This is a genomic window from Rahnella laticis (assembly GCF_015644585.1).
GTDB classification, from domain to species: domain Bacteria; phylum Pseudomonadota; class Gammaproteobacteria; order Enterobacterales; family Enterobacteriaceae; genus Rahnella; species Rahnella laticis.
This window is the reverse complement of sequence record NZ_JADOBI010000016.1, coordinates 99,645-125,812: the sequence shown is the minus strand read 5'-3', so window position 1 is coordinate 125,812 and position 26,168 is coordinate 99,645. Positions and strand designations below refer to the sequence as shown.

The 26,168-nt window shown below is 52.6% G+C and carries 26 protein-coding genes and 1 riboswitch; of the genes, 10 read left to right on the top strand and 16 right to left on the bottom strand.

Translation table 11 applies throughout. The annotated features are described in order from the left end of the window. Nucleotides 1-165: 165 nt before the first annotated feature. Nucleotides 166-942 (bottom strand): NAD(P)H-dependent oxidoreductase, encoded by a 777-nt coding sequence (locus IV433_RS24205; protein ID WP_195816172.1) that lies wholly within the window; start codon nt 940-942, stop codon nt 166-168. 85 nt (nt 943-1,027) lie between these two features. On the opposite strand from IV433_RS24205, the gene IV433_RS24200 reads away from it, so the two are divergent. Beyond that, on the top strand, nt 1,028-1,921 hold the full coding sequence (locus tag IV433_RS24200; protein WP_195816173.1) for a LysR family transcriptional regulator: 894 nt from the start codon (nt 1,028-1,030) through the stop codon (nt 1,919-1,921). A gap of 70 nt (nt 1,922-1,991) precedes the next feature. Here IV433_RS24200 and IV433_RS24195 read toward each other — a convergent pair whose 3' ends face one another. The 4 genes from IV433_RS24195 to IV433_RS24180 form a co-directional block, all read right to left on the bottom strand. Next, the gene (locus IV433_RS24195) at nt 1,992-2,324 is read right to left on the bottom strand and encodes a type II toxin-antitoxin system HicB family antitoxin (RefSeq protein ID WP_195816174.1); all 333 of its coding nucleotides are present in this window, start codon (nt 2,322-2,324) and stop codon (nt 1,992-1,994) included. Then, the gene (locus IV433_RS24190; RefSeq protein ID WP_195816175.1) at nt 2,321-2,584 is read right to left on the bottom strand and encodes a type II toxin-antitoxin system HicA family toxin; all 264 of its coding nucleotides are present in this window, start codon (nt 2,582-2,584) and stop codon (nt 2,321-2,323) included. Before IV433_RS24190 ends, IV433_RS24195 begins: the two co-directional genes overlap by 4 nt. A 138-nt stretch (nt 2,585-2,722) precedes the next feature. Then, nucleotides 2,723-3,385 carry a DUF3313 domain-containing protein gene (locus tag IV433_RS24185; protein WP_195816176.1) on the bottom strand — a complete coding sequence of 221 codons (663 nt, stop codon included), beginning with the start codon at nt 3,383-3,385 and terminating at the stop codon, nt 2,723-2,725. A 139-nt stretch (nt 3,386-3,524) separates the two neighbouring features. Continuing rightward, entirely contained in the window at nt 3,525-3,959 is a 435-nt protein-coding gene (locus IV433_RS24180) for a GNAT family N-acetyltransferase (RefSeq protein ID WP_195816177.1), read from the bottom strand. A gap of 185 nt (nt 3,960-4,144) precedes the next feature. Between IV433_RS24180 and IV433_RS24175 the strand changes: the two genes are divergently transcribed. The 5 genes from IV433_RS24175 (at nt 4,145) to thiD (ending at nt 8,004) form a co-directional block, all read left to right on the top strand. Then, entirely contained in the window at nt 4,145-4,852 is a 708-nt protein-coding gene (locus IV433_RS24175) for a helix-turn-helix transcriptional regulator (protein WP_229893692.1), read from the top strand. A gap of 26 nt (nt 4,853-4,878) precedes the next feature. Next, nucleotides 4,879-5,670, top strand: coding sequence for a PhzF family phenazine biosynthesis protein (locus IV433_RS24170; protein WP_195816178.1), 792 nt, complete (start codon nt 4,879-4,881; stop codon nt 5,668-5,670). Between the two features lie 190 nt (nt 5,671-5,860). After that, nucleotides 5,861-6,208, top strand: a complete 348-nt coding sequence (locus IV433_RS24165; RefSeq protein ID WP_229893691.1) for a RidA family protein — start codon at nt 5,861-5,863, stop codon at nt 6,206-6,208. A gap of 53 nt (nt 6,209-6,261) precedes the next feature. Next, a riboswitch (TPP riboswitch) is annotated at nt 6,262-6,363 on the top strand. A 34-nt stretch (nt 6,364-6,397) separates the two neighbouring features. Continuing rightward, the gene (thiM, locus tag IV433_RS24160; RefSeq protein ID WP_195816179.1) at nt 6,398-7,207 is read left to right on the top strand and encodes a hydroxyethylthiazole kinase; all 810 of its coding nucleotides are present in this window, start codon (nt 6,398-6,400) and stop codon (nt 7,205-7,207) included. Beyond that, nucleotides 7,204-8,004 carry a bifunctional hydroxymethylpyrimidine kinase/phosphomethylpyrimidine kinase gene (gene thiD / locus IV433_RS24155; RefSeq protein WP_195816180.1) on the top strand — a complete coding sequence of 267 codons (801 nt, stop codon included), beginning with the start codon at nt 7,204-7,206 and terminating at the stop codon, nt 8,002-8,004. Before thiM ends, thiD begins: the two co-directional genes overlap by 4 nt. Nucleotides 8,005-8,010: 6 nt before the next feature. Here the strand turns inward: thiD and IV433_RS24150 are convergent, their stop codons facing one another. After that, the gene (locus tag IV433_RS24150; protein WP_195816181.1) at nt 8,011-8,859 is read right to left on the bottom strand and encodes a hypothetical protein; all 849 of its coding nucleotides are present in this window, start codon (nt 8,857-8,859) and stop codon (nt 8,011-8,013) included. 213 nt (nt 8,860-9,072) lie between these two features. Between IV433_RS24150 and IV433_RS24145 the strand changes: the two genes are divergently transcribed. Beyond that, a complete protein-coding gene (locus IV433_RS24145) occupies nt 9,073-9,693 on the top strand; it encodes a hypothetical protein (RefSeq protein ID WP_195816182.1) in 621 nt (206 codons plus the stop codon). A 51-nt stretch (nt 9,694-9,744) separates the two neighbouring features. Beyond that, nucleotides 9,745-9,918 carry a hypothetical protein gene (locus IV433_RS24140; protein ID WP_195816183.1) on the top strand — a complete coding sequence of 58 codons (174 nt, stop codon included), beginning with the start codon at nt 9,745-9,747 and terminating at the stop codon, nt 9,916-9,918. A 62-nt stretch (nt 9,919-9,980) separates the two neighbouring features. Here IV433_RS24140 and IV433_RS24135 read toward each other — a convergent pair whose 3' ends face one another. Both IV433_RS24135 and IV433_RS24130 read right to left on the bottom strand, forming a co-directional pair. After that, the gene (locus IV433_RS24135; protein ID WP_013574394.1) at nt 9,981-10,667 is read right to left on the bottom strand and encodes a GntR family transcriptional regulator; all 687 of its coding nucleotides are present in this window, start codon (nt 10,665-10,667) and stop codon (nt 9,981-9,983) included. Nucleotides 10,668-10,757: 90 nt separating this feature from the next. Continuing rightward, entirely contained in the window at nt 10,758-11,585 is an 828-nt protein-coding gene (locus IV433_RS24130) for a helix-turn-helix domain-containing protein (protein WP_195816184.1), read from the bottom strand. Nucleotides 11,586-11,856: 271 nt separating this feature from the next. On the opposite strand from IV433_RS24130, the gene IV433_RS24125 reads away from it, so the two are divergent. Together IV433_RS24125 and IV433_RS24120 are read left to right on the top strand one after the other, a co-directional pair. Next, nucleotides 11,857-13,266, top strand: coding sequence for an MFS transporter (locus IV433_RS24125; protein ID WP_195816185.1), 1,410 nt, complete (start codon nt 11,857-11,859; stop codon nt 13,264-13,266). Nucleotides 13,267-13,292: 26 nt separating this feature from the next. After that, nucleotides 13,293-15,269 carry a glycoside hydrolase family 127 protein gene (locus tag IV433_RS24120; protein ID WP_195816186.1) on the top strand — a complete coding sequence of 659 codons (1,977 nt, stop codon included), beginning with the start codon at nt 13,293-13,295 and terminating at the stop codon, nt 15,267-15,269. A 50-nt stretch (nt 15,270-15,319) separates the two neighbouring features. Here the strand turns inward: IV433_RS24120 and IV433_RS24115 are convergent, their stop codons facing one another. From IV433_RS24115 to trhP, 8 genes are all read right to left on the bottom strand, one after another. Beyond that, entirely contained in the window at nt 15,320-16,663 is a 1,344-nt protein-coding gene (locus tag IV433_RS24115; protein WP_195816187.1) for an MFS transporter, read from the bottom strand. A gap of 82 nt (nt 16,664-16,745) precedes the next feature. Continuing rightward, nucleotides 16,746-18,035 carry an MFS transporter gene (locus IV433_RS24110; RefSeq protein ID WP_195816188.1) on the bottom strand — a complete coding sequence of 430 codons (1,290 nt, stop codon included), beginning with the start codon at nt 18,033-18,035 and terminating at the stop codon, nt 16,746-16,748. A 128-nt stretch (nt 18,036-18,163) separates the two neighbouring features. Further along, the gene (locus tag IV433_RS24105; protein WP_195816189.1) at nt 18,164-19,177 is read right to left on the bottom strand and encodes a Zn-dependent oxidoreductase; all 1,014 of its coding nucleotides are present in this window, start codon (nt 19,175-19,177) and stop codon (nt 18,164-18,166) included. 11 nt (nt 19,178-19,188) lie between these two features. Further along, a complete protein-coding gene (rspA, locus tag IV433_RS24100) occupies nt 19,189-20,403 on the bottom strand; it encodes a starvation-sensing protein RspA (RefSeq protein ID WP_152324540.1) in 1,215 nt (404 codons plus the stop codon). Between the two features lie 202 nt (nt 20,404-20,605). Continuing rightward, nucleotides 20,606-21,619 carry a 3-dehydro-L-gulonate 2-dehydrogenase gene (gene yiaK / locus IV433_RS24095; RefSeq protein WP_195816190.1) on the bottom strand — a complete coding sequence of 338 codons (1,014 nt, stop codon included), beginning with the start codon at nt 21,617-21,619 and terminating at the stop codon, nt 20,606-20,608. After that, nucleotides 21,606-23,168, bottom strand: coding sequence for an MFS transporter (locus IV433_RS24090; RefSeq protein WP_195816191.1), 1,563 nt, complete (start codon nt 23,166-23,168; stop codon nt 21,606-21,608). The genes yiaK and IV433_RS24090 overlap by 14 nt, the downstream gene beginning before the upstream one ends. 266 nt (nt 23,169-23,434) lie before the next feature. Further along, nucleotides 23,435-24,331, bottom strand: coding sequence for a lipid kinase YegS (yegS, locus tag IV433_RS24085; protein WP_195816192.1), 897 nt, complete (start codon nt 24,329-24,331; stop codon nt 23,435-23,437). Between the two features lie 371 nt (nt 24,332-24,702). Then, nucleotides 24,703-26,088 carry a prephenate-dependent tRNA uridine(34) hydroxylase TrhP gene (trhP, locus tag IV433_RS24080; RefSeq protein WP_195816193.1) on the bottom strand — a complete coding sequence of 462 codons (1,386 nt, stop codon included), beginning with the start codon at nt 26,086-26,088 and terminating at the stop codon, nt 24,703-24,705. Nucleotides 26,089-26,168: the final 80 nt, after the last annotated feature.

The window sequence follows — 26,168 nt, the reverse complement described above, 5'->3', positions numbered from 1 at the left end:
CGTCCGTTTTTTAAGGTTCTGCAGGCGCGGACTTCATCGTGGCGCGGGCAACGTAGTGTTGCCCATCAGACGCCGTATAGATTTAAGCAAGCCCATCATAAATCAAAATCGGTGTTGCAAAAACGGGGGTGACCATAGATTTTTATGTCGAAAACTCTCAGAATGTTATTTCAAATGCGCCGCAAACCCGGTTTTCTCCGGCGTGATTTCAGCTTTAAGCGTCAGTGAAGGAATATCATAGTCGCCGCCATTTTGCTGGCGGAAGGCGATGGATGTTGTGGTTTCCAGCGTATCCAGCCGGGTCGCCAGTTCATCGCAAAGCTGATGAAAGCGTGCTTCATCCGTGCGGCCGGTGCGGTAGAACACCAGCGGCGGGAGCACGGTAAAGCCCGGATAATGCAGGATCCCGTGATGGATGGGGAACAGTAAATCGTCTAGGGAACCGTTGATACCGCGCGCGCTGTAATGCGGTTCCCAGCCTCCGGTCGTTACCATCAGCATGGCGCGTTTTCCCGACATATTCCCTTCACCGTACCGGTCGCCCCAGTGCGAATCCGAATGTTCGCCCACGCCGTACGCAAATCCGTAGGCGTAAACCCGTTCCACCCAGCCTTTCATGATGGCGGGCATGGAAAACCACCACAGTGGAAACTGGAAAATTACGGTATCGGCCCAACGCAGTTTTTCCTGCTCGGCGGTGATGTCAGCGCTTTGCGTCCCGTTTTTGAATGCCCGCTGTGAATCCTGAGAAGGATTGAAAGGCATGTCCGTCGAAGGCGATGTATTGTCAGCGGCGTCCAGCGGAGCTTTCCATTGCATGGCGTAGAGGTCGGAAACCTGTACGCTGTGACCGGCGGCCTCCAGGTGTTTTACGGCGAAATCTTTCAGTGAACCGTTCAGGGACTTTGGTTCCGGATGGGCGTAGACGATTAAAATATTCATGGCGAACTCTCCGTTAAGTGATGAAAGCAGAGTAGGCCGCCGTCAGGTATAGTTAAAATGAATTTAAAATATACCAGGTATAGTTATGAATAATTTCGGCCGTCTGGATCTCAACTTATTGCTCACGCTGGATGTTCTGCTCGCGGAGCACAATGTCACGCGGGCGGCGCAGCGGCTGAACCTTTCCCAGCCTTCAATCAGCGTTCAGCTGGCTAAATTGCGTGAGTTTTTTGACGATCCGCTACTGCTGCCGGGCCCGCGCGGCATGCGTCCGACAGCGCGGGCTGATGAATTACGTCAACCTCTGCAACAGGCGCTGGCTGCTCTGGCGTCTGCGGTTTCTGCCGGTGACGTTTTCGATCCGTCGAAGGCAGAAAATACCTGGAATCTGGGCGCGGCGGATTATGGCGAATCCACCATTGTGTTGCCTGTGCTTCAGGCATTCCGGGCTGTTGCGCCCGGAACAAAACTGGCGATTTTTGAGACATCACCGGTGCGGATCATGCGGAAAATGGAGCGTGGAGAACTGGATCTGGCATTTCATACGGGGGAAGCGGTGCTGAAGGATTTGCACAGCACGCTATTGTTTTCCGAACGTTATGTGCTGGTCGGCAGGAAAGGACATCCGCAGCTGGCGAAGCCCGTCACTATGCCGGTATTTTGCTCGCTTGAGCATGTGATCGTTTCGCCTGATGGTGGTGGATTTCAGGGCATCACCGACAGCGCGCTGGCAGAAGCCGGATTATCACGGCGCGTGGTGCTTTCCGTGCCGCATTTCCTGTTTGTCATTCAGGTTCTGCTGACCACCGATTTAGTCGCCATGCTTCCCGAGCGTCTGGTGCGTGGCAACCCCGCGTTGCACCTTACCGAACCGCCCGTAAAAGTTCCCGGTTTTGAGATGCACATGTACTGGCACGAACGCTCGCACCGCGACCCGGCGCATATCTGGTTACGGAAATTCATGAGCAGTGCGGTGTGAAGAACGCCGCATAAGAAAATAAAAAAGGCAGCCCTTTGGCTGCCAGGAAACAGATGTTTAACGTACAGCGTTAGCCGTGAACCGCCTGAATCAACGTGTCGCTAATCCATTGATTGACACTTTTACCTGATACTTCCGCGGCGACATTGATTGCCGCATGGACTTCCGGCTGTATACGCAGGCTTATTTTCCCGCTGGCCGGACGCTGAGGTTCGCGACCTTGCTCCGAACAATAGCTCAGGTAATCCTCCACGGCGTCTTCGAAAGCAAGCCTAAGGTCCGTGACATTATCAGCGTGAAAACCGATGACATCCTGAATTCCGGCTATACGACCGACCAGAGATTTGTCTTCATCGCTGTATTCAATTTTTGCAGCATACCCCTGATAGGTCATAGTACTCATGGTTTTACTCCTATAGCCTCAAGGAATGTTTTGGCATCACGCACCTGATAAATTTTTGCTTCTTTCTCCGGGTGCGGTCGATGAAAAGAGGCAACAACATTATTGATTTCAAAACGAACCCGCGACCCTTTTCCTTCACTGACTTTGGCACCTAAGGCGATAAACAAAACTTCCATTTTTCTCCCTTCCACCGCTGAAGATGTAGGCAAGGAAAAAATGAGATGTAACGTTTTCAGGTGTCCGCTATTAAGCATGTTCATGATTAGTCGATCCTTCGATAATGGCTGAGTCGCCAGAACATAAAAATGATATCACTATGTGATATCAAAAAGTATTCTTATCAATAAAAAAAGGCAGCCCTCTGGCTGCCTCTCAAAATGCTGGCTAACGCGTCTGACTTAGTTCGACTGGAACAGTTTGGTGTCGTTTGCCAGACCATCGATCACGACTTTCAGATCGTTAGCGGTGACTTTCTGGGTGTCATTGGAAACCTGTTTGCCGAAGCCTTTACGTACGACTTTGAAGACCGGTTTGCCGGTGCTGGCGTCGATCAGCTCACCTTCGAAATACACTTCGGTATCGCGTGTACGGTGTCCGCTGGCCGTTTCAGCACTTGCGATGACCAGTGCAACCGGAATCACTTCATAGAACTGCAAACCTTCCGCCGAAGTATTCACGCCGGTGATCGCACCACGGAAAATCAGGGTGCGCGGGCCGGCATGGTCAGTCAGCTGCAAACGATCCGCCATGGCTGGTTTCAAACGGCTGTTTGCGTAATCCAGTACACCTTGCAACGTTTCTTTGCTGATTTGTGGCGTTGGCTTAGGTTCCGGATAGAACGTAATAGGCTCGTATTTCAGGTAAGAATAATTGGCTTTTTTGAATGAAGGATCAATCCAGCGCAGTACAGGATTCCCGGATGCGGTTTTTACTTCAGTCAGATTGGAATAGTCACCGAGGAAGCCTGAGAATTTTTCCTTTTGTGTGACGTGGTTAGTACAGCCTGCCAAAAACAGAGCACCCGTAATCAGTGCTGCCTGCATCAGTTTTGTTTTTTTCATTCTTACCCTCGAAAATGTTTACGGAAGACAAAGTATGTATAGCACTGCTGTGGAATTTAACCTCTTAACTATAAAGAAAAATTGATGTTCGTCAGGAACGGGAAAAATTACGCACGCGTGTTAATCATTCATCTTTTAATCATTTGCTAGGTGAATGAAATAGATAATATTCGCCCTTCGGACTGTCGCCGGTAGAAATAATTTCCCAGCCTTTCGCTAAATAAAATCCGACAGAGTTTTTACTTTTAACTAAACATTTCAGTGAACCCGTTCGGGTGAACATTTTTTCACTGGCGTGCAGCAACGCGCTGCCTGCGCCGGTGCCCTGATATTGCGGGTCAATGAACAGATTGTGCAGGAAGTTTTCCTGCGTAAAAATTGAGGCGAATCCGAGCAGATGCCCGTCACGTTCGGCAACCAGTATTGTTTCGCCCATTACTGCGCGGTCAAAATCTTCAAGCTGAAAATCGTCTTCCATCCACGTCCAGGTATGTTTACGCGATGCCAGATACAGCGTGCGCAAAAAAGGACGGTCGGCTTCTTCGTAAGGGCGGATGTTGAGTGCTGATGGCAAAGAGTGAATTCCTTTGAAAAGATGAGGGCAGATTACGTTCACTTCACTGAGCCATACTGCCAGCGAGTTTACGGGAGTTCAATTTGGTTTGTGGTGCGGGCGTAAAACAATCAACAAAAAATTGATATTTCAACATTCGGTTGATATTGTGTTCGTATCAAATGCAATGCCGGACTCCAGTACTCATGCCCAAAATTCCTCCAGAACCCGCAGCCGAAAGAGCACTCGTTCTGAAAACGCTCTTCGCCTCCGTGGATGCTCTCGCGGCGGCCATCGGCAACAACACTGAAATCGTGGTTCATGACCTGACAAATCCGTCGTCTTCCGTGCTGAAAATCGCCAATGGTCACGTTTCCGGCCGGGCGGTGGGGGATTCCATGTTCAGCGGCCCGGACGGTGATTTAGGGTTCGCCGGTCTTCTCAACGCCCGGAATGCGGCTTCTCCATCCTCAGAACCGCTGGTTATCGCGGATTACACGACAGTGACCGCGAAGGGGACAAAACTGAAAAGCGCTACGACGGTTTACCGCGATGCGGCGGGCGTTGCATTTGCCAGCCTGTGTATCAACGTTGATCTCAGTGAAGTTGAAATTGCGCATGCGGCGCTCGGGCGTCTGCTCAGACAGTATTCTTCAGAAAATACGTCGCAAAATGCCCAAACCGATCTTGAGTCCATGATGGAAGAAATCATTGATTCTTCCCTGTCTCAGTCGGGGCGTGCGGGTAAACCAATGAATAAACAAGAGAAACTGGAAGCCGTCAGGGTTATGCAGGATCGCGGGATGTTTATCGTCAAAGGCGGCGTTGAAAAGGCGGCCAGCAAACTGGGCGTTACCCGTTACACCATCTACAACTATCTGGATGAAATTAAGAAATCCGGCGGCGATGAATAGTGGTCATTCACAGCGAGGAGTCTGAAATGGAATTATCAATTTATCAGGTCGATGCGTTTGCATCGCAAAGTTTTAGCGGAAACCCGGCGGCTGTTTGCCCGTTGCCTCACTGGCTGGATGACAGCGTTTTAAGCAATATTGCCCGTGAAAATAATCTTTCCGAAACGGCTTTCTTCGTCAAAAATGGCGACCATTATGAGCTGCGCTGGTTCACGCCGGGTACTGAAGTGGATTTATGCGGTCATGCCACGCTGGCGACGGCGTGGGTGATTAGCCAGGCGCTGGGCGATAAATCCGCATCACTGCGGTTTTCTACCCGCAGCGGAGATTTATGGGTGACCTGCCAGGATGAGGTTTTCCACATGGATTTCCCGGTAAAATCTCCGGAGTCTTTCGCGTTGCCAGACGGACTCACTCAGGCGCTTGGGCTGAAAGCACCGATCACAGCGGTGCTTAAAACCGACGATATCGTCATTGTGATTGAAGATGCGGCCGTGCTGGAAGCCCTCGCGCCGGATTTCGCAGCACTCAATGCTTTTGATACCCGTGGCGTGGTGGTTACCGCACCGGGCGATGATTTTGATTTTGTCTCCCGCTGGTTCGGGCCTCGCGTGGCGGTGAATGAAGATCCGGTAACCGGTTCAGCCCACACCTCACTGGCACCGTACTGGTCGAAACGTCTGAATAAAATGCAGATGACCGCCCGGCAGGGCGGCGCGCGTAAAGGCGAACTGCAATGTGAAATGAGCGGAAATGACCGGGTGATTATCAGCGGCAAAGCGGCGCTGTATATGCGCGGTACTATTTATCTTAATTAAAGTTTATCGCTTAAATACTCTCAATTAATTTATTTCAAATAGCTAAGTTTTTTATATGAAAGAAAAAAACAAACCTGTGGATCCCCGTGATTCACGGATAGTTTATATCACGCTGGCGGTCGTCTTTATTTTCTACGGCATGTTGCTGATATCAAGCTTCTGATTTTACGTCTGAACCGAGGAATTCATTATGCTCACAGGAACCTTACCTTTTCCCAAAGTCCGTAAAAGCGGCGATCTTTATTTTGTTTCCGGCGAAGTACCGATTACTGCGGAAGACACAACGCCCGCCGGAATTGAAGCGCAGACTCATCTGGTATTTTCGAAAATAGCCGGATCTCTGAAAGAATATAACCTGACGCTCGATGATGCTGTTTCCGTGAATGTTTACCTGACCGATAAGAAAGATTTCAAAGCCTTTAACGAGGCATATGTAAAACATTTCAACGCGCCATATCCTGCCCGGACAACAGTTTGCGTGGAACTTCTGGTCGATGTTTTACTGGAAATTAACCTTATTGCGTCGGCGGTGAAATAACGCGCTGTACGAAAAATCCTGATTGACCTTCTCAGGCTCGCCACCAATAATGCTTCCTTGACTCGGGGTGCCGCTCCTGCAAAAGAACGGCTGAGATTTTACCCGTATTACCTGATCTGGATTATGCCAGCGTAGGGAAGTCAGGTATCTCTCCCGATACCGCCTTCTTTAGCGCCGGTGGGGAGAACTATGAATACCCGACCTTACGTGTTTCCCGGCGCAACAGCCGCCGCTTCTTTACGACAACTTCGTGCCTCCGCGCCACTGGTTCATTGTCTGACCAACGATGTGGTGCAATCCTTTACGGCCAATGTCCTGCTGGCGCTCGGTGCCTCACCGGCAATGGTGACTGACCCGGCCGAAGCCGCGCAGTTCAGCGCGGTGGCCGATGCCTTACTGGTTAACGTTGGCACGCTGACCCGCCCTCATGCTGAGGCGATTCACGCAGCGATTCACGCAGCAAATCAGGCCGGAAAACCCTGGGTGCTGGATCCGGTTGCCGTCGGCGGCCTGAGCTGGCGCACGGAGTTTTGCCTCGGACTCATCAAACTTAAACCCGCCGCCATCCGCGGAAACGCCTCTGAAATCCGTGCGCTCAGCGGCCTGAGTGCGTCCGGACGTGGCGTGGACAGCGGCGATGATTCGCTGTCTGCCTTACCGGCTGCACAGCAACTGGCGCTGGGAACCGGCGCGGTGGTGGCAGTCACCGGCGAAACTGATTACGTCACCGACGGCGAGCGCAGCTGGTCAGTTCCCGGCGGACATCTGATGATGACCCGCATCGTCGGCACCGGTTGTTCGTTATCTGCGGTTGTTGCGGCGTTTGCCGCATTGCCTGGCAAACGTCTGGATAACGTTACCGCGGCATGTCGCGTCATGTCTTGTGCCGGTGAGCGCGCCTGCGCGGTGGTGAAAGGGCCGGGCAGCTTCACGCCGGAGTTTCTCGATAACCTGTATTTAATGCGCGAAGAGTGGCTGAACGGGGAAAACATCGGATGAAAAGAATCAATGCCCTGACCATTGCAGGTACTGACCCGAGCGGCGGCGCGGGGATCCAGGCAGACCTGAAAACCTTCTCGGCGCTTGGCGCGTATGGCACCAGCGTAATCACCGCGCTGGTGGCGCAAAACACCCGTGGCGTGCAGTCTGTTTACAACATTGAGCCGGATTTCGTGGCCGCGCAGCTCGATTCCGTACTCAGCGACGTGCGAATCGACAGCACTAAAATCGGCATGCTGGCGAACAGCCAGATTGTTGAAGCGGTCGCCGAAAGGCTCAGGCATTATCAGCCGCCTTTTGTGGTGCTTGATACCGTCATGCTGGCAAAAAGTGGCGATCCGCTGCTGTTGCCTGAGGCCATTGATGCCGTGCGCCGTCTGCTTATTCCGCAGGTTTCAATTATTACTCCCAATCTGCCGGAAGCTGCTGCGTTACTGGATTGCCCGGTTGCAGTGAATGAGGCAGAAATGCGTGAACAGGGCGAAGCGCTACTGGCGATGGGATGTGAAGCGGTGCTGATGAAGGGCGGCCATCTGAGTGATGAAGAAAGCCCGGACTGGCTGTTTATGGCGGATTCACGCGAGCGTTTTACCGCGCCACGGGTGAATACCCGGCATACGCACGGCACCGGCTGTACGTTGTCGGCAGCGCTGGCGGCGTTACGTCCGCGCCACACTCACTGGGCGGATACCGTGCGGGAAGCCAAAAACTATCTGCAACAGGCGCTGATGCAGGCCGGCTCACTGGAAGTCGGTCACGGTATCGGGCCCGTGCATCATTTTCACCGCTGGTGGTAAAACCGGTCAGGCGCGGCGCTGGGTTTCGCTCAGCGCTTCTTCTGCCTGGTGATACATCGTCAGCGCCTGCTGCAAATGCACAGCGTCAAACGGGTTCAGCGGGTAGAATTTCGCTTCTTTGCGTGGTCGCAGCATCACACGAATCTTTGTGGCCGAAACCCGCTCAAACAGGTAGCTGGCGATATCCTGATTTTCCTCATCCTTCCACGACAGCAACAGCGCCGCGTGCTCACCGGTACGACGCCCGATAAACTGCTCGTGCAGCCACAATCCTTCGCATTCTCCGTCTTTTTGCAGCTTCTTGCCACTGAACCACGCGGATTCCGCCTGCATCAGCAGCGACTGTGGCGTGATTTCTTCACGCAGCTTGCGCCACAGCGGCTGATTATTCTCCATCTGCCAGCAGGCCATGCCGAGATAATCATTCAGCTCACGCCAGTCGCTTTCCAGCTGCTCTTTCAGCTCAGGTTCCTGAATATGCATAAACTGTTGCAGACCGGTGGCCTGTTCACCCAGCTTGTTGTAAGCAATTACAGTCATAGTACGGGGCTTGCGGCGGAACGTAATCCACAACAGAAATTTGGGAATGCGGAAGGTAATGGCCTGAATGGTCAGTTTGTAACGGTTGCCGCGTGACATGACAATTCCGTTAGACGTCCCGCGTTTGTCCTGATAATTCCTCACCAGTACCACACTGTTCTGGCCCATCCAGCCCGTGACGTAATGCTCTTTTTCGCTTTCAGCCACGTCCAGATCGCGCACGACCTGGCTGATTTTCTCGACATCGAGCTGAGACAGGGACAGCGACTGATCTGCGCTGTAATAGCTTTTTTTCAGGGGGGCTGTAGCAGGCATAAAAGTATCCACGATATTGATATGGTTTACAGCTTACACCAAGTTGTCATACAAATTTTGGGGCTACCCCGCAAAACGGGCATCTTTTTCGGGTTGCGTTAGCCCTGATAACGAAATTTCCCGAGGCGTCTCGTAAAAACGCGCATGCTGCGTTGTGATTCATTTTGCCAGGATTATTCTGTCGCTCATTGAAATCAGGGAGCGATAAACAAAATGAAATATTTAACGTTACATGAAACGGTAATTAACGAGACGGTTCTCATCATGAATGCCGTCTTTGATAAATTGAAGACCCCGCTTATTATCAGACGTATTCGTCGCAGTGATATTATCTGGCAGCAACGCAAGGCCCGACGTAATTTACTGCAACCGGAAAAGAATCAGCTTAACTGGAAATGGTTATTCAATGAATACCGTAAAAACAAACCCGCTGAGTCTGGGGTTGAGCAAACCGCTTACGTGTTTTGTCTTAAAAATCCGCCTCAGGAACGGGCGGCTTTCTTGTTGAAATCCTGCTGGTTTGAGGAAAATAATCTTGAAATCAATGCGCTGGAAAATTTTTACCGTAAAACGCCTGAGCATCCATTAAAAAGAAAAATGTTGTTTTTTAGCCTGTGTATTATGGTCACCTATGCCAACTCTCTTGATGGAAATAAATTGCTGGTGAAAGAAAAGACACGATTTGTTATTAAAGATGTTGTTAATGAACTCGTAATGCGCTTTTATATGTCAGAGGCACCTTTAACCAAAGTGGCCGGTAAGATGGAATGTGAGTCAAATTACTTTCTGTTAGACGAGTATATGAAGTCAAAATTAAATAATAGAACGCTTTAATTGAATTCCAATAAATATCAATTTTCACTGTCTGAATATAAGGAAAAGTGTATGGGTAAATCCGTTCAGTTAACCCCACGCCAGCTTGAGCTGGTCGATATGCTCGTTGGGTATTTGAGATATTGCGAAGAAAAGTATTCTGACTTCGATGAAGAGGGGCTCGGCGCATTTGGTCCGCCGGAAGCCTTCTACCATCCGCCGAAGGACTGGACCAAACTTCCCTGAAACGCATTGGACCCCGCGTGCTGGCATTGCGCTAAAACGCGGGGAAAACTGTTTTTGCCATACTATTCCGCATCAAACCAGTCGCTGTTTTGCTCAGCAATCGGCGTGATGGTGGAAATCATTTCCTGCAAATGAATGCGGATGGCTTTTTCGGCAGCGTCCGGATCGTGCGCTTTCAGTCCGTCAAAAATGGCGTAATGCTGCGCGATGAGATTTTCCGGCGGCGATACCTTGCTGAGCGTCAGAAACCGCACGCGATCCATCGTGGCTTTGATGTGCTCGACGGTTTCCCACGCCAGCCGGCAGTCAATAATCTGCGCGATGGTGCGATGAAATTCATCGTCGAGTAACAGGAATTCCTGCGTTTGCTGGCTTTTTGCCGCCAGCGTCTGCCGTTCAAGATTGTGCTCAAGCAGCGCGAGATCTTTATCCGTCGCGACCATGGCGGCGCGGCGGACGACGGCGGTTTCAACGGCTTCACGAATAAAACGGCCGTCGGCCACCCGTTTGGAAGAAATTTTCATCACGTAAGTGCCGCGCTGTGGCAGAACCTGTACCAGCCCGGCTTCGGCCAGTTTGATAAAGGCTTCGCGAACCGGCTGGCGGGAAACATTAAAACGCGTGGAAATTTCTTTCTCCGACAGGAACGCCCCCGGTGCGATGGCACAGGTGACAATGTCCTGACGCAAGGTGCGGTAAATCTGCTGATTTACCGGCACATTACTGAGAAATTCAAAGGAGTCTGTCATGGGCTAAATTTGTCTTCAGAATCAGGAGAAGATAATACTAACATGAGTTTTCTCAGGATTTTGAGATTGTTAGCGCAAGGTTTTATCAAATTATTGGGAATTAATATGCTCGCGGCAATAGAGTTTTTTATAGGCCGCTGGCGTAATCCCCAGCAGTTTGCGGAAAACCCGGCGAAAATAGGCCACGTCGTTAAACCCCGTCTGCCGGGCAACATCCGCAACATTGCCGGTGTTACTCAGCAGTAGCTTTTCGGCCGCCGCAACCCGTTGTTTATGCAACGCATCTGTCAGCGTCATCTGAAAGGTCAGGCGGAAAACCCGCCCGAGATAATCAGCGTTGCAGTGTAATCGGTCTGCCAGCTCAGAGGCGCCGAGCGGCAGATGGTACTGGGTGGTAATCAGCTCACGTGCCTTATAGGCGAGCGCGACACCCGGCCCGCCGGGTTCCACATTTTCAGGCCAGGCGCGGGAGACTTCCTGCAACAATAAAATCAGAAACAGCTCCAGCGAATTTCCGCCGCGCTCCTGCTCATATAAAAATAATCTGAACAGGGTTAACACTGTTTCGGTATCTCTGACCTTACAGTGTTGTGGAATATCCAGCTGTAAAGAGGGATTAATTTGCTGTGATTTAATTATTGTCGTGTTTTTCACAATATCAAAGTGCAGCCAATAAAACTTTAACTCAGGATCAAACGTCGTCACGCCTTTATGTTCCCTGCCGGGAAATAACAGTAAACTTTCTCCTTCATGTAAATCAAAACGGGTATTTTCTTCCTGAAGGGAAAGTGTGCCACGCACAACGTAAATCAGCTCGTGCGAACTGAGTTGCCGGGTCGGATGTGTCCCCATTCCGCGGGAAATAAACAAACCGCCATTCTGAACTTTAACCGGATAATTAACGGGAAATGAAAGCATTTCAGGCACTCATCGGGCGGAAGATAGCTGACATTAGCACAGCGGACGCGCTCTGCCAGCAGGCAGGCGGGAGGGTTTGATCTGCTTCACAGATTCTGACTGTGAGTCGGAATTGTCCCGTTTAACTACTTTATCCTCCTCTTGTTGGTTTGATAACCCTGTGCCAGATTGAAGGCGTGCCTTATTTATCTCCCGGCTGATATTCAATTTCAGCCTTATTTAATACGTTCCTGAAGCTTATAAATAACGATATAAAAGCGAGGAAAATACAATGCCAACCGATTCTATAAATACCGGCTCATCGCCGGTAAGAGGCACTGACGCCATTGTGTCTGCAAACGCCAAACTTTCGGTCAGTGAGAAAATTGGCTATGGATTAGGTGATGCCGGAGGCACGATAATTACCTGTCTCATTGGCAGTTTTCTCACCTTTTTCTATACCGACGTATTCGGGCTGACGCCTGCTATTGTCGGCACACTGTTTATTTCACTGCGCGTCATTGATGCAATTTCCGATCCGTTAATGGGGGTGCTGGCCGACCGGACGCAAAGCCGCTGGGGCCGTTTTCGCCCGTGGCAGTTGTGGATTGCACTGCCGATCGGCGTGGTCGGTTTCCTGACGTTTACGGTGCCGGGTTTCAGTGGTGATGCCAAAATTGCCTACGCATTTTTCACCTATTTCCTGCTGTCCATTTCTTACACCGCGATCAACGTGCCGTATTGCGCGCTGATCAACACCATGACGACAGATCACCGCGAGGTGATGTCATGTCAGTCCTGGCGCTTTGTCTTGTGCGGCGTCGCCGGTTTTCTGGTGTCGGTCGGATTGCCGTGGCTGGTGCAGGTGCTGGGAAAAGGCAATGCGGCGGTGGGTTATCAGCAGGGCGTCGGTTTGCTGTGTGCGATTGCCGTAGTGATGTTCCTGTGGTGCTTCTTTGCCGTGCGGGAACGCCTGCCGCTGGCGCTGCTCGGGCAGTTCAGCGTCCGTGAGCACATTCGCGGAATGCTGAAAAATGACCAGCTTTTGCTGGTATTGCTGATGTCTTTCCTGCTGATCAACGTGTTTAACCTGCGCGGCGGCGGTTATATGTACTTCATCACGTACGTGCTGAAAGGCGGCGCAGGTTACGCCTCGATGTTCTTCGGTATGGTGACGCTGGCGTCGATTCTCGGGGCGGTGATCGTCAATCAGCTGACAAAGTTCATCGACAGCGTGCGTCTCTACATGCTCACCAATCTGGTGCTGGCGGTGTTTTCCCTGCTGTTGTGGTTCGTGCCGGTGGGCGAACAGTGGCAGACGCTCTGGCTGGGCATTATTTTTGTCCATTGCGTCATTCTTGGCTTTACGCTGCCGCTGCACTTTTCCCTGATGGCGTTCGCCGACGACTACGGCCACTGGAAAAACGGCATCCGTTCTTCCGGCATGAACTTCGCCTTCAACCTTTTCTTCATCAAACTCGCGTGGGCATCCAGCGCCGGGATCATCAGCCTGGTCTTCGTGCTGGTTTCTTATCAGGCCGGTGCGGATCACCAGACTGCAGCTTCGCTCGGCGGGATCACACTTCTCGAAACCCTGCTGCCTGCGGCGATGCATCTGCTGCTGGCGGGCACCCTGATTTTCTGCAAGCTCAACAACACATTGCTGACGCGCATGTCGCGTGAGCTGGCGGCCAAAATTTAACTGACGATAACGATTCAGGAGGTTGTATGTCTTTTTCTCCGGTTGATTCTTTAGAAGTGCCTTTGCACAAGGTGAATATTTCCGATGTATTCTGGCTGGAATACCAGCGTCTGGTGAAAGATGTGGTCGTGCCGTATCAGTGGAAAGCGCTGAACGATGAAGTGGCGGATGCGGAGCCGAGCCACGCCATTGAGAACTTCCGTATCGCGGCCGGGCAGAGCGACGGTGAATTTTACGGGATGGTTTTTCAGGACAGCGATGTCGCCAAATGGCTGGAAGCGGTGGGGTATTTACTGGCGAAAACGCCGGATCCGGAGCTTGAAGAAACCGCTGACCGCGTCATTGAGCTGGTCGGTGCGGTGCAGCAACCGGACGGTTATCTAAATACCTATTTCACGGTCAAAGAGCCGCAGCAGCGCTGGAAAAATTTGGCGGAATGTCACGAGCTTTACTGCGCCGGGCATCTGATTGAAGCAGGCGTCGCCTACGCGCAGGCCACCGGAAAAACACGTTTGCTGGAGATCGTGTGTAAACTCGCCGACCATATTGGCGACGTTTTCGGGCCGGGTGAAAGGCAACTGCACGGCTATCCCGGCCATCCGGAAATTGAACTGGCATTAATGCGTTTATACGAAGAAACCGGCGAAACGCGCTATCTCGAACTCACGCGTTATTTCGTCGAACAGCGCGGTGCGCAGCCGCATTTCTACGATATCGAGTATGAAAAACGCGGAAAAACGTCGCACTGGAATACCTACGGTCCGGCGTGGATGGTGAAGGATAAAGCTTACAGCCAGGCACATTTACCGGTGGCGTTGCAGACCACGGCGATCGGGCATGCCGTGCGGTTTGTCTATTTATACGCTGGCGTCGCGCATCTGGCGCGGCTGAGTCAGGATCAGGAAAAACGTGAAGTCTGTCGGCGCTTATGGGAAAACATGACGCAGCGGCAGATGTACATCACCGGTTCTGTCGGTTCGCAAAGCAGCGGCGAGGCGTTTTCGTCGGATTATGATTTGCCCAACGATACGGCCTATACCGAAACCTGTGCGTCGATTGGCCTGATGATGTTTGCCAACCGTATGTTGCAGCTCGAGGCCGACAGCCGTTACGGCGATGTCATGGAGCGCGCGCTTTACAACACGGTGCTTGCCGGCATGGCGCTCGACGGCAAACATTTTTTCTACGTCAATCCGCTGGAAGTCCATCCGAAAAGCATTCCCTTCAACCATATTTATGACCATGTAAAACCGGTCCGTCAGCGCTGGTTTGGCTGCGCCTGTTGTCCGCCCAATATCGCGCGGCTGCTGGCGTCTCTCGGTCATTATATTTACACCCAGCGGCCGGACGGTGTGGACATTAATCTCTACATCGGCAGTGATGTCGAAGCCACGATTGGCGGTAAGCTGCTGCGCCTCAGGCAATCCGGCGGCTATCCCTGGGCTGAAAATGTGCTGATTGAAGTAGACACCGGCGAGCCTCTCGAAGCCACGCTGGCGCTGCGTTTGCCCGACTGGTGCGCCAGCCCGCAGGTGACGCTTAACGGCAAACCGCTGGACGTCGCCGCCCGGACCTCGCGCGGATATCTGCGTCTGACGCAGGAATGGCAAAAAGGGGACCGCATTGAGATGACGTTACCGATGCCGGTCACGCGCGTGAAAGGCAATGCGCTGCTGCGGCATGTCGCCGGGAAAGTCGCGGTACAGCGCGGGCCGCTGGTTTACTGCCTTGAGCAGGCTGACAACGGCAGCGAATTGCATAACCTCCGTTTGCCGCAAAATGCGCAGTTCCGCCTGATAGCGGGGAACGGATTGTTTGCCGGTAAAACGCTTTTGCAAACGCAGGGCGAGCGAAGGACGTCAAACCACGCCGATCAGCAACCGCTTTACCGTTTCAACCCGGCCGCTGAAGAGACCGTGCCGCAAACCATGACGTTTGTGCCGTACTTTACCTGGGCTAACCGCGGAGAAGGGGAGATGCGCGTTTGGGTTGACGAGGCATAACCCGTCATCCTCGGGCTGCCGTGACGGGCAGCCCGAGGGGGCGTGCGGGATTACTGTTTCCAGCTGTGGTATTCGCTTTTTCTTCTGCCCGGCGCAGTTTCCGGCAGCAGGGCAAGGCCGATCACTGAGACGACGCCGAGAACAATCATGTAAATCGCCAGCCCGTGATAATCGCCGCCGGTCATTTGCAGGATTTTCACCGCCACCAGCCCGAGAATTCCGCTGCCGATGAGTGATCCGATTTGCCAGATTAACGCAATGCCACTGCAACGGATCCGCGTCGGGAACAGCTCGGGGAAATACGAAGCCTGTGGCGCATAACACATGCTGTGGCCGAAGGTCAGCGCGAGGATCATGGCAATTTGCGTGATCCAGAACGTGTCCATTTTCAGGGCCAGAAAGAAGGGAATAATCCCAACCGCCAGCAACACCGCACCGGCCATATACACCGGCTTGCGGCCAATATGGTCAGAAAGTTTGCCCATCATCGGGATGGCAAATATCTCCAGAATGACGGCCACAATCATAGTTTGCAGCAGAATGCTTTCGCTCAGGTGATTGGCCTTACCGAATGCCAGCACAATCACCGTGAACATGGCGAATGCGCAGGCTTCGATCAGTTTGGCGCACACCCCTTTGACGATGATCCCCGGATACAATCTGATGACTTCCACGACCGGACGCGATTCCACCGCTTTGGTTTTACGGATTTCAGCAAACACCGGCGATTCATCAATCCGCAGACGGATGAACAGCCCGACGATCACCAGCAGCAGACTGAGCAGGAAGGGAATACGCCAGCCCCAGTCGAGCATTTGTGCGGCGGATAACTGCGACGTCAGCAGCGCAAACAAGGCCGACGGCAGAAGAAAGCCCAGCGGCGCGCCGATTTGTACCCAGCTGGCAAAAAAGCCCCGGCGTTCCGGCGGCGAATATTCGGCGGTCATCAGCACGGCGCCTGCCTGTTCTCCGCCCACGCCAAACCCCTGCAATACGCGGATTAAAATCAGCAGAACCGGTGCCCAGAAGCCGATTTTTTCGTAAGTCGGCAGCAGGCCGATGCAGAAAGTCCCTAAACCGACGATCAGAATGGTGATCACCAGCGCTTTTTTGCGTCCGACTTTGTCACCGATATGGCCGAAAACAATGCCGCCCAACGGACGGGCAAGAAACCCGACGGCGTATGTGGCGAAAGCGGCCAGCGTGCTGATCAGCGGGTCGTGGCTCGGGAAAAACAGCTGACCGAAAAACAGAACGGCCGCCGTACCATAGGCAAAAAAGTCGTAATATTCGGCAGCGGTGCCGATAGCGGAAGCGCCTGCGACGCGTCTTAATAATCCACGCTGTTCTTTTTCGGCGGCTTCAGAGAGAGGCTGCGATGAAATCTGTGACATGGTGAAATGCTCCGGATATACAGCAACAGTGTCGGCAAAATGCCGCGCCTTTTAACCGGGCGCGGCATTTTTATTCAGAACTTCAGCCGTGAGATAACTTAGTGGCCGGTGAATGCTTTGGGGCTTTAATCACAAAGAACACCAGAATCGCGCCGAGTGCGGCGACGCCGCCTGCGAGAATAAAGGCGCTGTCGAAATGACCGGTGTTTTGCACAATAAAGCCTGTTACGACCGGCCCGACGATGCCTGATACGCTGCCGACCAGATGGATAAAACCGCTGGTGCCGCCAACGCGGGATTTATGCACGACGTCCTGAATAATCGCCCAGTAAATTGCGCCGGTGGTATACAGGAAGAAAATAGAAACAGACATCAGTACCACGGCCGGAACCACGCTGGTGACGATACCAGCCAGTGCGACACAAATAGCGGCGGCAGACAGGCTGAAGACCAGAATAATCTTGCGCGACAGCAGTAAGCGGCCGGTAATATTGAAAATCTTATCGGAGATATAACCGCCCAGCGCCAGACCGACGAATCCGACAATCCAAGGAATCACGGTCGTCAGGCTCATTTCTTTTATATTCAGGCCGTGTGCCTGAACCAGATAAGACGGGAACCAGCTGAGGAAGAAGAACAAAATATAGTTGTAGCAGAAGAAGGCGAACGCCGTGACCAGAATAATTGGCTGGCGTAAATAATATCCCAGACCATGCGCGGCGTGCGCCAGATCGTCTTCTTCGCTGATATTTTCATTCTTCAATTCATCGACTAAACGTAATTCTTCCGGCGAGACGCGTTTACTTTTCAGCGGATTATCCGCCACGGTAAAGAACCAGATTGCCATCCACACAATCCCGATGGCGGCAATCACCATAAAGGCCGGACGCCAGCCAAAAGACAGCGCCAGATAACCGACGATCGGCCCGGCAACGGCGCCGCCGAGAGGCGAACCGGCGCTGAGAAGCCCCATTGCGGTGGCGGCTTTTTTCTTCGGGAACCAGCCGTTAATCATCTTATTGGCGGAAGCGCATATCGGGCCTTCAGCCATGCCGAATAATACCCGCAATATCAGCATGGAATAAAAGCCGGTGGCGATGGCAGTCATTCCGCAAAATAGAGACCACAGCCCGACGGCTAATCCCATCACGACCGTGGGCCCGAATTTATCGACGGCCAGACCGCCAATGAAATTGAATATGGCATAACCAAAGAAGAAACTGCCGAATATTATCCCGAACTGCTCAGGATTAATGGTCAGCTCTTTTTCTATCATCGGTACCGTAATAGACAGCGCTACACGGTCGAGATAGTTGATCATGTAAACCATGAACAGCAGGAATACGATGATCCAGCGTAGGTTCTTAAACATAGGTAAGGTGCTCCACTTGGTGTCGTTTTAATAGTGTTGCGTTCTTTGTAGGTAGAATATGAGGTACGGTTTGCGGGAAGATTTAAAAATCCTCCCGCGGTTTCAAACAATTAAAATAAAAACGGTCTTCAGAACGTCAGCAGAACTTTGCAGCAGGAACGCTGATCTTTTTCAAACAGCGTCAGTGCAGCTTCCACATCTCCGGCGGGCATCCAGTGCGTCACCAGTTTTTCAGGCGTGATTTTTCCCTGCTCCATCCATTCAATCACCTGCGGGAACCGGTGACTGTTCAGGCGCGAAGAGAACAGCGAAATTTCTTTGCTGGTAATACTTTGCTGCGTGATGGTGCTCGGCTCGCCAGAGAAACCCATCATGCCGATACGCGCAGCCGGTGAAGCCAGCAAAATGGCTTCCTGCAAAATCGCCGGATGGCAGGCAGCATCAACGATTATCGTCGGGCGCACGCCCTCAGCGGACAGCACATCAGCCACGCTGCGTTCGCTGTTATTGATGGTCCAGTCGGCGCCGCTGTCGAGTGCCATATGCAGACGTTCTTCAATGCGATCGGTGACGATCACGTTCTGAACGCCGTACACACCTTTCAGCACCTGAATCACCGTCAGCCCCATCGGGCCTGCGCCGTACACCAGCGCGGTATCCTGCGGTGCCGGTTTCAAAAAGGCCGTGATATTGGCGGCAATGGTGAAAGGTTCGACCATGCTGGCGAGTTTGTCAGGAATGGACGCCGGGACGTTATAGGCGTTTTTCGCCGGGGCGCAGGCGTAATCGCTGAAACCGCCGTCGCGGTGAACGCCGATCACCTGCAACTCGTTACAGACGTTAGGCCGCCCGACGGAGCACGGATAGCAATGCCCGCAGCTTACCACCGGGTCAATGACCACACGTTCGCCGATGCGTGCCGTATCAACGCCTTCACCGACGCTGTCGATATGGCCGAAGAACTCATGGCCGATAACGCGCGGGTATTTCGCGAACGGATTGTGGCCGTGATAGATGTGAACATCGGAGCCGCAGATACCTGCGTAACTCACCCGAACTCGTACCTCGCCGGCGGCAGGTACCGGCAAAGCACGTTGCTCGATGACTAATTTTCCCGGTTCTTGTATAACGACGCTGTTCATATTTCGTTCCCTCACCAGTTCCACAAAGTGCCGTCTTCAAGACGGGCCACCGGCAGATAGGCCGGTTCGTACGGATATTTCGCGGCGAGTTTTTCGTCAAACTCAATGCCCAGACCCGGTTTTTCGCCAGGATGCATGTAGCCGTTATCGAAGGTCCAGTTATGCGGAAACACTTCCAGCATCTGTTCGGAATAGCCCATGTATTCCTGCACGCCAAAGTTCGGCACCCACAGATCGAAGTGCAGGGCAGCCGCCATGCAGACTGGCGAGAGATCTGACGGGCCGTGCGAACCGGTTCGCACCTGATAAAGCGACGCGAAATCGGCGATGCGGCGCATCCCCGTGATGCCGCCCGCGTGGGTCAGCGTGGTACGGATATAATCGATCAGCTGTTCTTCAATCAGCTGTTTGCAATCCCAGATACTGTTGAAGACTTCGCCGACGGCAATGGGGGTGACCGTGTGCTGGCGGATCAGGCGGAAACATTCCTGATTCTCGGCAGGCGTCGGATCTTCCATCCAGAACAGGCGATATTCTTCGATGCTTTTGCCAAAACGCGCGGCTTCGATGGGCGTCAGGCGGTGATGCATGTCGTGCAGCAGATGCTCGTCAAAACCGAATTTGTTGCGCACGGCTTCAAAGAGTTTTGGCGTGAAATCGAGGTATTTTTCCGTGGACCACAGTTGTTCTTCCGGCCAGTTGCCTTTGGTGGCGGGCTCGTACGCCAGACCTTTGCCTTTCGCCATGCCGTAAGTGGTTTTCATGCCCGGTACGCCGCACTGGGCGCGGATCGCCTTAAAGCCCAGCTCTTTGTGTTTGGCATAATCATCGAGCACTTCATCGATGGAATGACCGGTGGTGTGGCAGTAAACCATCACGCCGGTGCGGGACGCGCCGCCGAGCAACTGATACAACGGCATATTGGCGGCTTTTGCTTTGATATCCCACAGCGCCATATCGACCGCCGAAATGGCCGACATCGTGACCGGACCGCGACGCCAGTACGCGCCTTTGTAGAAGAACTGCCAGATGTCTTCAATCTGATGCGCGTCGCGCCCGATAAGCTGCGGGCAGACGTGATCTTTCAGATAAGACGCGACCGGCAGTTCGCGGCCGTTCAGGGTGGCATCGCCGATACCGGTCAGACCGCTGTCGGTAGTGATTTTTAACGTCACAAAGTTGCGACCCGGGCAAGTGACAAAGACTTCAGCATTCACGATTTTCATCGGTTACGACCTTTTGCAGTAAAAGTTAGATGCATTTTCTTTGGTTATAAATACGCCTTAAGTTAACTACCATACAAGTATGTAAATTTGTTTTTGCCGGAGGCGATCACATTTTGAGCGGAGATTTATGCGGAAAAACTCCGCCAGGCAGAAATGAAAACGCCTGCACAGGCAGGCGTTTCAGAGGGGGAGCAGGGAAGGATTATTCGGCCAGCCGCATCACTTCATCCCAGACAGCATCGTCGACGGGGATGCCGAGACGGCGGTTTTGTTCGCGGTTTAACGCCGCCGTCTGGCCGGGATAGCGCACATCGCGGCTGTTTTCGGCGGGCTCTGACTGATTCACGTAATCCGCCACGCTGTCGGCCATGTGTTCGGTGAATTGCGTGCCGCCCAGTTGCGCCGGGTCGAAGACCATGAAAATCTGGCTGGCGCCGGTGCAACTGCCTTCGCCAATTTTATCGATTTCATTGGTTGGCGAACCGGCGGAGAGCAGTGCGGCCATGGCATCGAGCACGATCGCCAGACCGGAACCTTTCCAGTAACCGGCGGGCAAAATGCGCATGGAAGCCTCAATCGGGCCGGGATCGTCAGTGAGATTTCCCTGGCTGTCATAGCCACCCGGGTACGGCAATTTTTCGTTTTTGAGCCGCGTGACCTGCAACTTACCGTAGGAGTATTGCGACATCGCCATATCCAGTACGATCGGGCCTTTGGTTCTCGGCACCGCCATCACAAACGGGTTATTGCCGATGCGGGTATTTTTGCCGCCCCAGGCAGGCATGCACGATTCCGTATTCGTCCAGCAAATAGCGGCCAACCCGCGTGTGGCGGCGTGCCAGCCATAACTTCCGCCCCGCATCCAGTGGCTGCTGTTTTTCATCGCCACAATCCCGACGCCGTACTCTCTTGCCATTTCGGCGGCTTTTTCGACGGCAAACAGCGCATTGGTGATGCCGATCCCCCGGTTGCCGTTATAGATGGCGATGGCGCCGAGCGATTTTTCCTGCACGGGTTTGGCGCGAACATTGATCCAGCCTTTCTGAACGTAATCGACAAAGCGTGCCACCCGGTTCAGGCCGTGCGAAGCAATGCCGTCGCAGCTAGATTCGGTGTGGATCCGCGCACACGTCCGCGCGCTTTCTTCATCCAGCCCCGCTTTGATCAAAGCGCGCTGGATGGTTTGTTGCATCAGGCTGAATTCAATTCTTTGCATTGTCGGCTCCGGTGGAAAGTTCAGGTGAGGTCAGCGGGGAATAGTCTTCTGTCTGGCTAAGAATATTATTATCACCCCAACATTTTTCGTAAGGCCAGCCGGTCAGTTGTTCGGCGATTAAACGGGTTTCCGGCGTCACATCATATTTACTGCCACCGGCTTTCAGGCGTTCAATTTCATTGACCAGCAGGGAATGGTTATGGCGGGTAAGGCGAAACTTCATGGAGCTGTAAAGGCCAATCAGCAGGAAGACCACCGAGCCTGTGCCAAATACCAGCGTAATTCCGTAGACCGCTTCCGCGGGCTGCGTCGTGCTTTTCGGCGTAAATCCATAATGTTGCAATAAGAGGCCTACGGTAAATAACGCCACGGCCTGAACGGCTTTACGCACAAAAGTCATTACGCCGGCGAAAATACCTTCGCGGCGTTTCCCGGTCAGCATTTCATCGACATCCGGAATAAAACTGTAGATATTCCAGCAGACATAACTGGTCCCGGAACGTCCGACGCCCATTAAAATAACGGAGAGATAAATCAGCGCCATATTAAAAGGCAGTTGCAGCAGATGAATAGATAAAAATAACCCGACGCTCGCCAGCATAAAGAGTTGTGCAATCCGGTACGCTGAGCCGTTACCTAATTTCATACACAGGAAAATAAATAAGGCGACGCAGACAAACTGAATGAGCGTCATGAGTGTCATCGCATTCGACGCCGTTACGGCATTTTGCCCGAGGACAAAAATAATGTAGTAAGCGAGAACGGCACCGAGGACATCCAGCGCGACATAACCGCCCAGATACATCCCGACGTGCTGGCGAAAAGTCCGCACTTTCATGGTTGAAACCAGGGATTTAAACAGGTGCTTCATGTCACGGCGGAAAGACAATTTCGGCGTCGCCACGTCAACGGGGATCGGGCGTTCCCAGGTGTAGAAATAGAGCAGCAGGATCACCACGGCGAACAGCACGCCAAATATCACGCCCATAATCAGGAATGACGAAGACGAATCTTCTCCGAGATAGGCAATAATTCGTCCCGGAAGCCAGGCGGCTAATATTGCAGCGCCGGTTGAAAAGAACATTCTGACACCGGTAAGTTTGGTGCGCATTTTAAAACTGGAGGTCATTTCTGCCGCCAGCGTTTCATAAGGCACAATCGCCAGCGTGTAAGCTGCGTAAAATAAAATATACGTCAGCAGGTAATACCAGAATCCCATGCCGCTGACCCACATAATAATGTAGGTCACCATAATCAGCGGGGCGCCAAATAAGAAGAAGAACCCGCGGCGGCCATACTTTTTACCCAGAGGGTTACGGTAAAAATTATCGGTCACATATCCCATCAGCGGATCGAAAAAAGCATCCAGCAACCGGGCAGAAGCAATAACGGCACCGGCCTCCGCCGGACTTAATCCGGCGTAGGTCGTATAGAAAAACATAATCCATAAACCTAATACCGCAAAACAACCGCCGCCGAAGAAATCTCCTCCGCCATAGGCCAGCATATTTTTGAGTGATATCGGTCTTTCTTTATGATGATTAATCATAATACCCCTGTGTTCCGTATTATTTTTGGCGATATCGGATAAGTCAGAGTCGTGAAAAACAAACTTATTGGGATGCCGCAGACATTCGGGAATTAAAACTCCGTCGGCGTCAGCAGAATAAAACTAGGCAACCGGCATCTACCATACAAGTATGTGAATCAGGATTTATCGGAAGGGATCACAAAAATAAACGCTAATTTCCTCTGTACTGTAAGGCAGATCACAGTACAGAGAATGAGCAGACAGGGCAGGGGAATTTCGGGGAATTAACCGAGTAACTCGCAGTTTGGCGGCAGACGGCACTGAATTGCGTTGGGGAGAACTTCGATGCGGAACTGTTTTCCGGTCAGCGGCTCGCCGTCGAGATTGAACGTCATGTCGTGCGGCGCGTTGATTTCCAGCCACGGCAGACTGGCGGAAACGATGTTCTTATTCTCTTCGTTGTTGATCAGGCTGCGCAGGAAAGAGGGCAACAGCTCCTCGGAGGTCAGCAAACGCAGCTGCAACAGCCCGTCGTTAATCAGCGCGTCCGGGCAAATTTGCTGCCCGCCACCGGCCTGACGGCCATTGCCGATACCGATAACCAGCGCGTCGCCCTGCCAGCTGAAGTCCGGCCCTTTGATTTCGCAGCTGTCTGCTTTCAGCGTATCAAGGCGTAAAAGGCCGTGGATAAAATAGGAAACGCCGCCGAGTGCGGCTTTCAGTTTTTCCGGCGTTTCGGTGGTGATCCGCGTGCCAAACCCGCCGGTCGCCATGTTAATGAAGAAGTGCTGATCGTTTACTTTTGCCAGATCGATATCCACGACGCGGCCTTTCACCGCCAGCTGAAGCGCCTGTTCCGGTGAGAGCGGAATATTACAGCCGGTCGCAAAATCATTGGCCGTGCCCAGCGGGATAATACCGAGTGCCGGAGCCTCTGCGCCAAGCTGGGCCAGCGAGCCCGCCACTTCGTTGATCGTGCCATCGCCGCCACCGGCAATCACCGTCTCGCAGCCCAGCTCTACGGCTTCTGCCACATAGCGCGCGGCGTCTCCGTGTTCCCAGGTGACGCGCACGCTGAGTTTCACGCCTTCTTCACGCAGCGCACCAACGGCTTCCCGCAGTTCTTCATTCCCTGCACCTTTTCCGTTTAAGATCAGCAGTGCAGCGCCCGTGTCCTTCATATCATCTCCTTATCATTCATAGACTTTAACAATAGATGATAACGACCGTATTTGGCTATCGGATTAATCACTTAATAATTTAATCGTCTGTTAAATAATTGCGGTTAAATTAATTCAAAAAATGGCGTATTTATCGGGCGGGCGTTAATTAAATTGAAGGGAAAGTAAAACGTTATTCTTCTCAATAACAGGAAAAACGAAAGAGACTGAATACAAAAAGAAAAGCCAGCTCAAGGGAGATTGAGCTGGCCAAGGAGGTGGTTCCTAGTGTAGTCCGGCGCATTATTTTGCATTCGAAGTAAATTGCGAATGCATATTAGCCAACTTAAATTAAAAGAGTTGTGACCGGATTCTTATTTTCACTAAAAGCTTTATTTCAGGTGCGGATTGCGTGTATCCGTTTCTTCCAGATTTCGCAGCAAAATGGCGAATTCCAGGCTGATGTCTTCCGGCAGGGCGACATACACAATATGCCCGTTACCCGGCGCGACTTCCGTCGGCTGGCCTTTCTTGTTGCGCAGCGCTTCTAGGTTGAACTGAATATTGCCTTGTGGCGTCATCATTTCCACGCTGTCACCCACGCTGAATTTATTTTTCACGTCGATTTCAGCCCAGCCGTCCACGCGGTTGCCGGTGAATTCGCCGACAAATTGCTGACGGTCGCTGACGGAAAAACCGTATTCGTAGTTTTGCTGCGCGTCATGGGTATGGCGGCGCAGGAAGCCTTCGGTATAGCCGCGATGCGCCAGTCCTTCGAGGGTGGAAAGCAGCGTCGGGTCGAAAGGTTTTCCGGCAACGGCGTCGTCGATGGCGCGGCGGTACACCTGTGCAGTACGCGCGCAGTAATAGAATGACTTGGTGCGGCCTTCAATTTTCAGGGAATGCACACCCATTTTGGTCAGTGCTTCAACATGCTGAATAGCGCGCAAGTCTTTGGAATTCATGATGTAGGTGCCGTGTTCGTCTTCGAACGCACTCATGTATTCACCGGGGCGCAGGGCTTCTTCAAGCATAAACACTTTATCCGTCGGCTGACCGATGCCGAGCGTCGGTTCCGGCGCGTCGACCTGCTGGACCGGGATCGGTTCGTACTGATGCACGATATTGCCGATGGCGTCCTCTTTGCCTTCCTGAACTTTATATTCCCAGCGGCAGGCGTTGGTGCAGGTTCCCTGATTCGGGTCGCGTTTGTTGATGTAACCGGAGAGTAGACAGCGGCCGGAATACGCCATACACAGCGCGCCGTGGACGAAAATCTCGATTTCCATATCCGGCACCTGCGTGCGGATTTCGGCAATCTCTTCCAGCGACAACTCGCGGGACAAAATCACGCGCGTCAGCCCCATTTGTTTCCAGAATTTCACCGTCGCCCAGTTCACCGCGTTTGCCTGCACCGACAGATGAATATCCATCTGCGGGAAAGCTTCACGAACCATCATGATCAGGCCCGGATCGGACATGATCAGCGCGTCCGGCCCCATGTCGATGACCGGCTGTAAATCGCGGATGAAGGTTTTCAGTTTGGCGTTGTGCGGCGCGATATTCACCACGACATAGAATTTTTTACCGAGAGCATGGGCTTCGTTAATGCCGATTTCCAGATTCTGGTGATTAAATTCGTTATTGCGCACACGCAGGCTATAGCGCGGCTGTCCGGCGTAAACGGCATCCGCGCCATAGGCGAATGCGTAACGCATATTTTTCAGGGAGCCGGCAGGGGAAAGCAGTTCCGGAACAAAAGAATCGGGGGTAAACATAGTCAATCTCAGTCTGATCACAGGTCAGGGCCGTCCCGGATGCGGGACGACGAAAGGTCAGAATTGTAACGTCTGAGTTG

Bases quoted from the DNA above. Each gene is read 5' to 3' on its own strand.
- IV433_RS24205 (WP_195816172.1), bottom strand. From the start codon at position 942: ATGAATATTTTAATCGTCTACGCCCATCCGGAACCAAAGTCCCTGAAC.
- IV433_RS24200 (WP_195816173.1), top strand. From the start codon at position 1,028: ATGAATAATTTCGGCCGTCTGGATCTCAACTTATTGCTCACGCTGGAT.
- IV433_RS24195 (WP_195816174.1), bottom strand. From the start codon at position 2,324: ATGAGTACTATGACCTATCAGGGGTATGCTGCAAAAATTGAATACAGC.
- IV433_RS24190 (WP_195816175.1), bottom strand. From the start codon at position 2,584: ATGAACATGCTTAATAGCGGACACCTGAAAACGTTACATCTCATTTTT.
- IV433_RS24185 (WP_195816176.1), bottom strand. From the start codon at position 3,385: ATGAAAAAAACAAAACTGATGCAGGCAGCACTGATTACGGGTGCTCTG.
- IV433_RS24175 (WP_229893692.1), top strand. From the start codon at position 4,145: ATGCCCAAAATTCCTCCAGAACCCGCAGCCGAAAGAGCACTCGTTCTG.
- IV433_RS24170 (WP_195816178.1), top strand. From the start codon at position 4,879: ATGGAATTATCAATTTATCAGGTCGATGCGTTTGCATCGCAAAGTTTT.
- IV433_RS24165 (WP_229893691.1), top strand. From the start codon at position 5,861: ATGCTCACAGGAACCTTACCTTTTCCCAAAGTCCGTAAAAGCGGCGAT.
- thiM (WP_195816179.1), top strand. From the start codon at position 6,398: ATGAATACCCGACCTTACGTGTTTCCCGGCGCAACAGCCGCCGCTTCT.
- thiD (WP_195816180.1), top strand. From the start codon at position 7,204: ATGAAAAGAATCAATGCCCTGACCATTGCAGGTACTGACCCGAGCGGC.
- IV433_RS24150 (WP_195816181.1), bottom strand. From the start codon at position 8,859: ATGCCTGCTACAGCCCCCCTGAAAAAAAGCTATTACAGCGCAGATCAG.
- IV433_RS24145 (WP_195816182.1), top strand. From the start codon at position 9,073: ATGAAATATTTAACGTTACATGAAACGGTAATTAACGAGACGGTTCTC.
- IV433_RS24140 (WP_195816183.1), top strand. From the start codon at position 9,745: ATGGGTAAATCCGTTCAGTTAACCCCACGCCAGCTTGAGCTGGTCGAT.
- IV433_RS24135 (WP_013574394.1), bottom strand. From the start codon at position 10,667: ATGACAGACTCCTTTGAATTTCTCAGTAATGTGCCGGTAAATCAGCAG.
- IV433_RS24130 (WP_195816184.1), bottom strand. From the start codon at position 11,585: ATGCTTTCATTTCCCGTTAATTATCCGGTTAAAGTTCAGAATGGCGGT.
- IV433_RS24125 (WP_195816185.1), top strand. From the start codon at position 11,857: ATGCCAACCGATTCTATAAATACCGGCTCATCGCCGGTAAGAGGCACT.
- IV433_RS24120 (WP_195816186.1), top strand. From the start codon at position 13,293: ATGTCTTTTTCTCCGGTTGATTCTTTAGAAGTGCCTTTGCACAAGGTG.
- IV433_RS24115 (WP_195816187.1), bottom strand. From the start codon at position 16,663: ATGTCACAGATTTCATCGCAGCCTCTCTCTGAAGCCGCCGAAAAAGAA.
- IV433_RS24110 (WP_195816188.1), bottom strand. From the start codon at position 18,035: ATGTTTAAGAACCTACGCTGGATCATCGTATTCCTGCTGTTCATGGTT.
- IV433_RS24105 (WP_195816189.1), bottom strand. From the start codon at position 19,177: ATGAACAGCGTCGTTATACAAGAACCGGGAAAATTAGTCATCGAGCAA.
- rspA (WP_152324540.1), bottom strand. From the start codon at position 20,403: ATGAAAATCGTGAATGCTGAAGTCTTTGTCACTTGCCCGGGTCGCAAC.
- yiaK (WP_195816190.1), bottom strand. From the start codon at position 21,619: ATGCAAAGAATTGAATTCAGCCTGATGCAACAAACCATCCAGCGCGCT.
- IV433_RS24090 (WP_195816191.1), bottom strand. From the start codon at position 23,168: ATGATTAATCATCATAAAGAAAGACCGATATCACTCAAAAATATGCTG.
- yegS (WP_195816192.1), bottom strand. From the start codon at position 24,331: ATGAAGGACACGGGCGCTGCACTGCTGATCTTAAACGGAAAAGGTGCA.
- trhP (WP_195816193.1), bottom strand. From the start codon at position 26,088: ATGTTTACCCCCGATTCTTTTGTTCCGGAACTGCTTTCCCCTGCCGGC.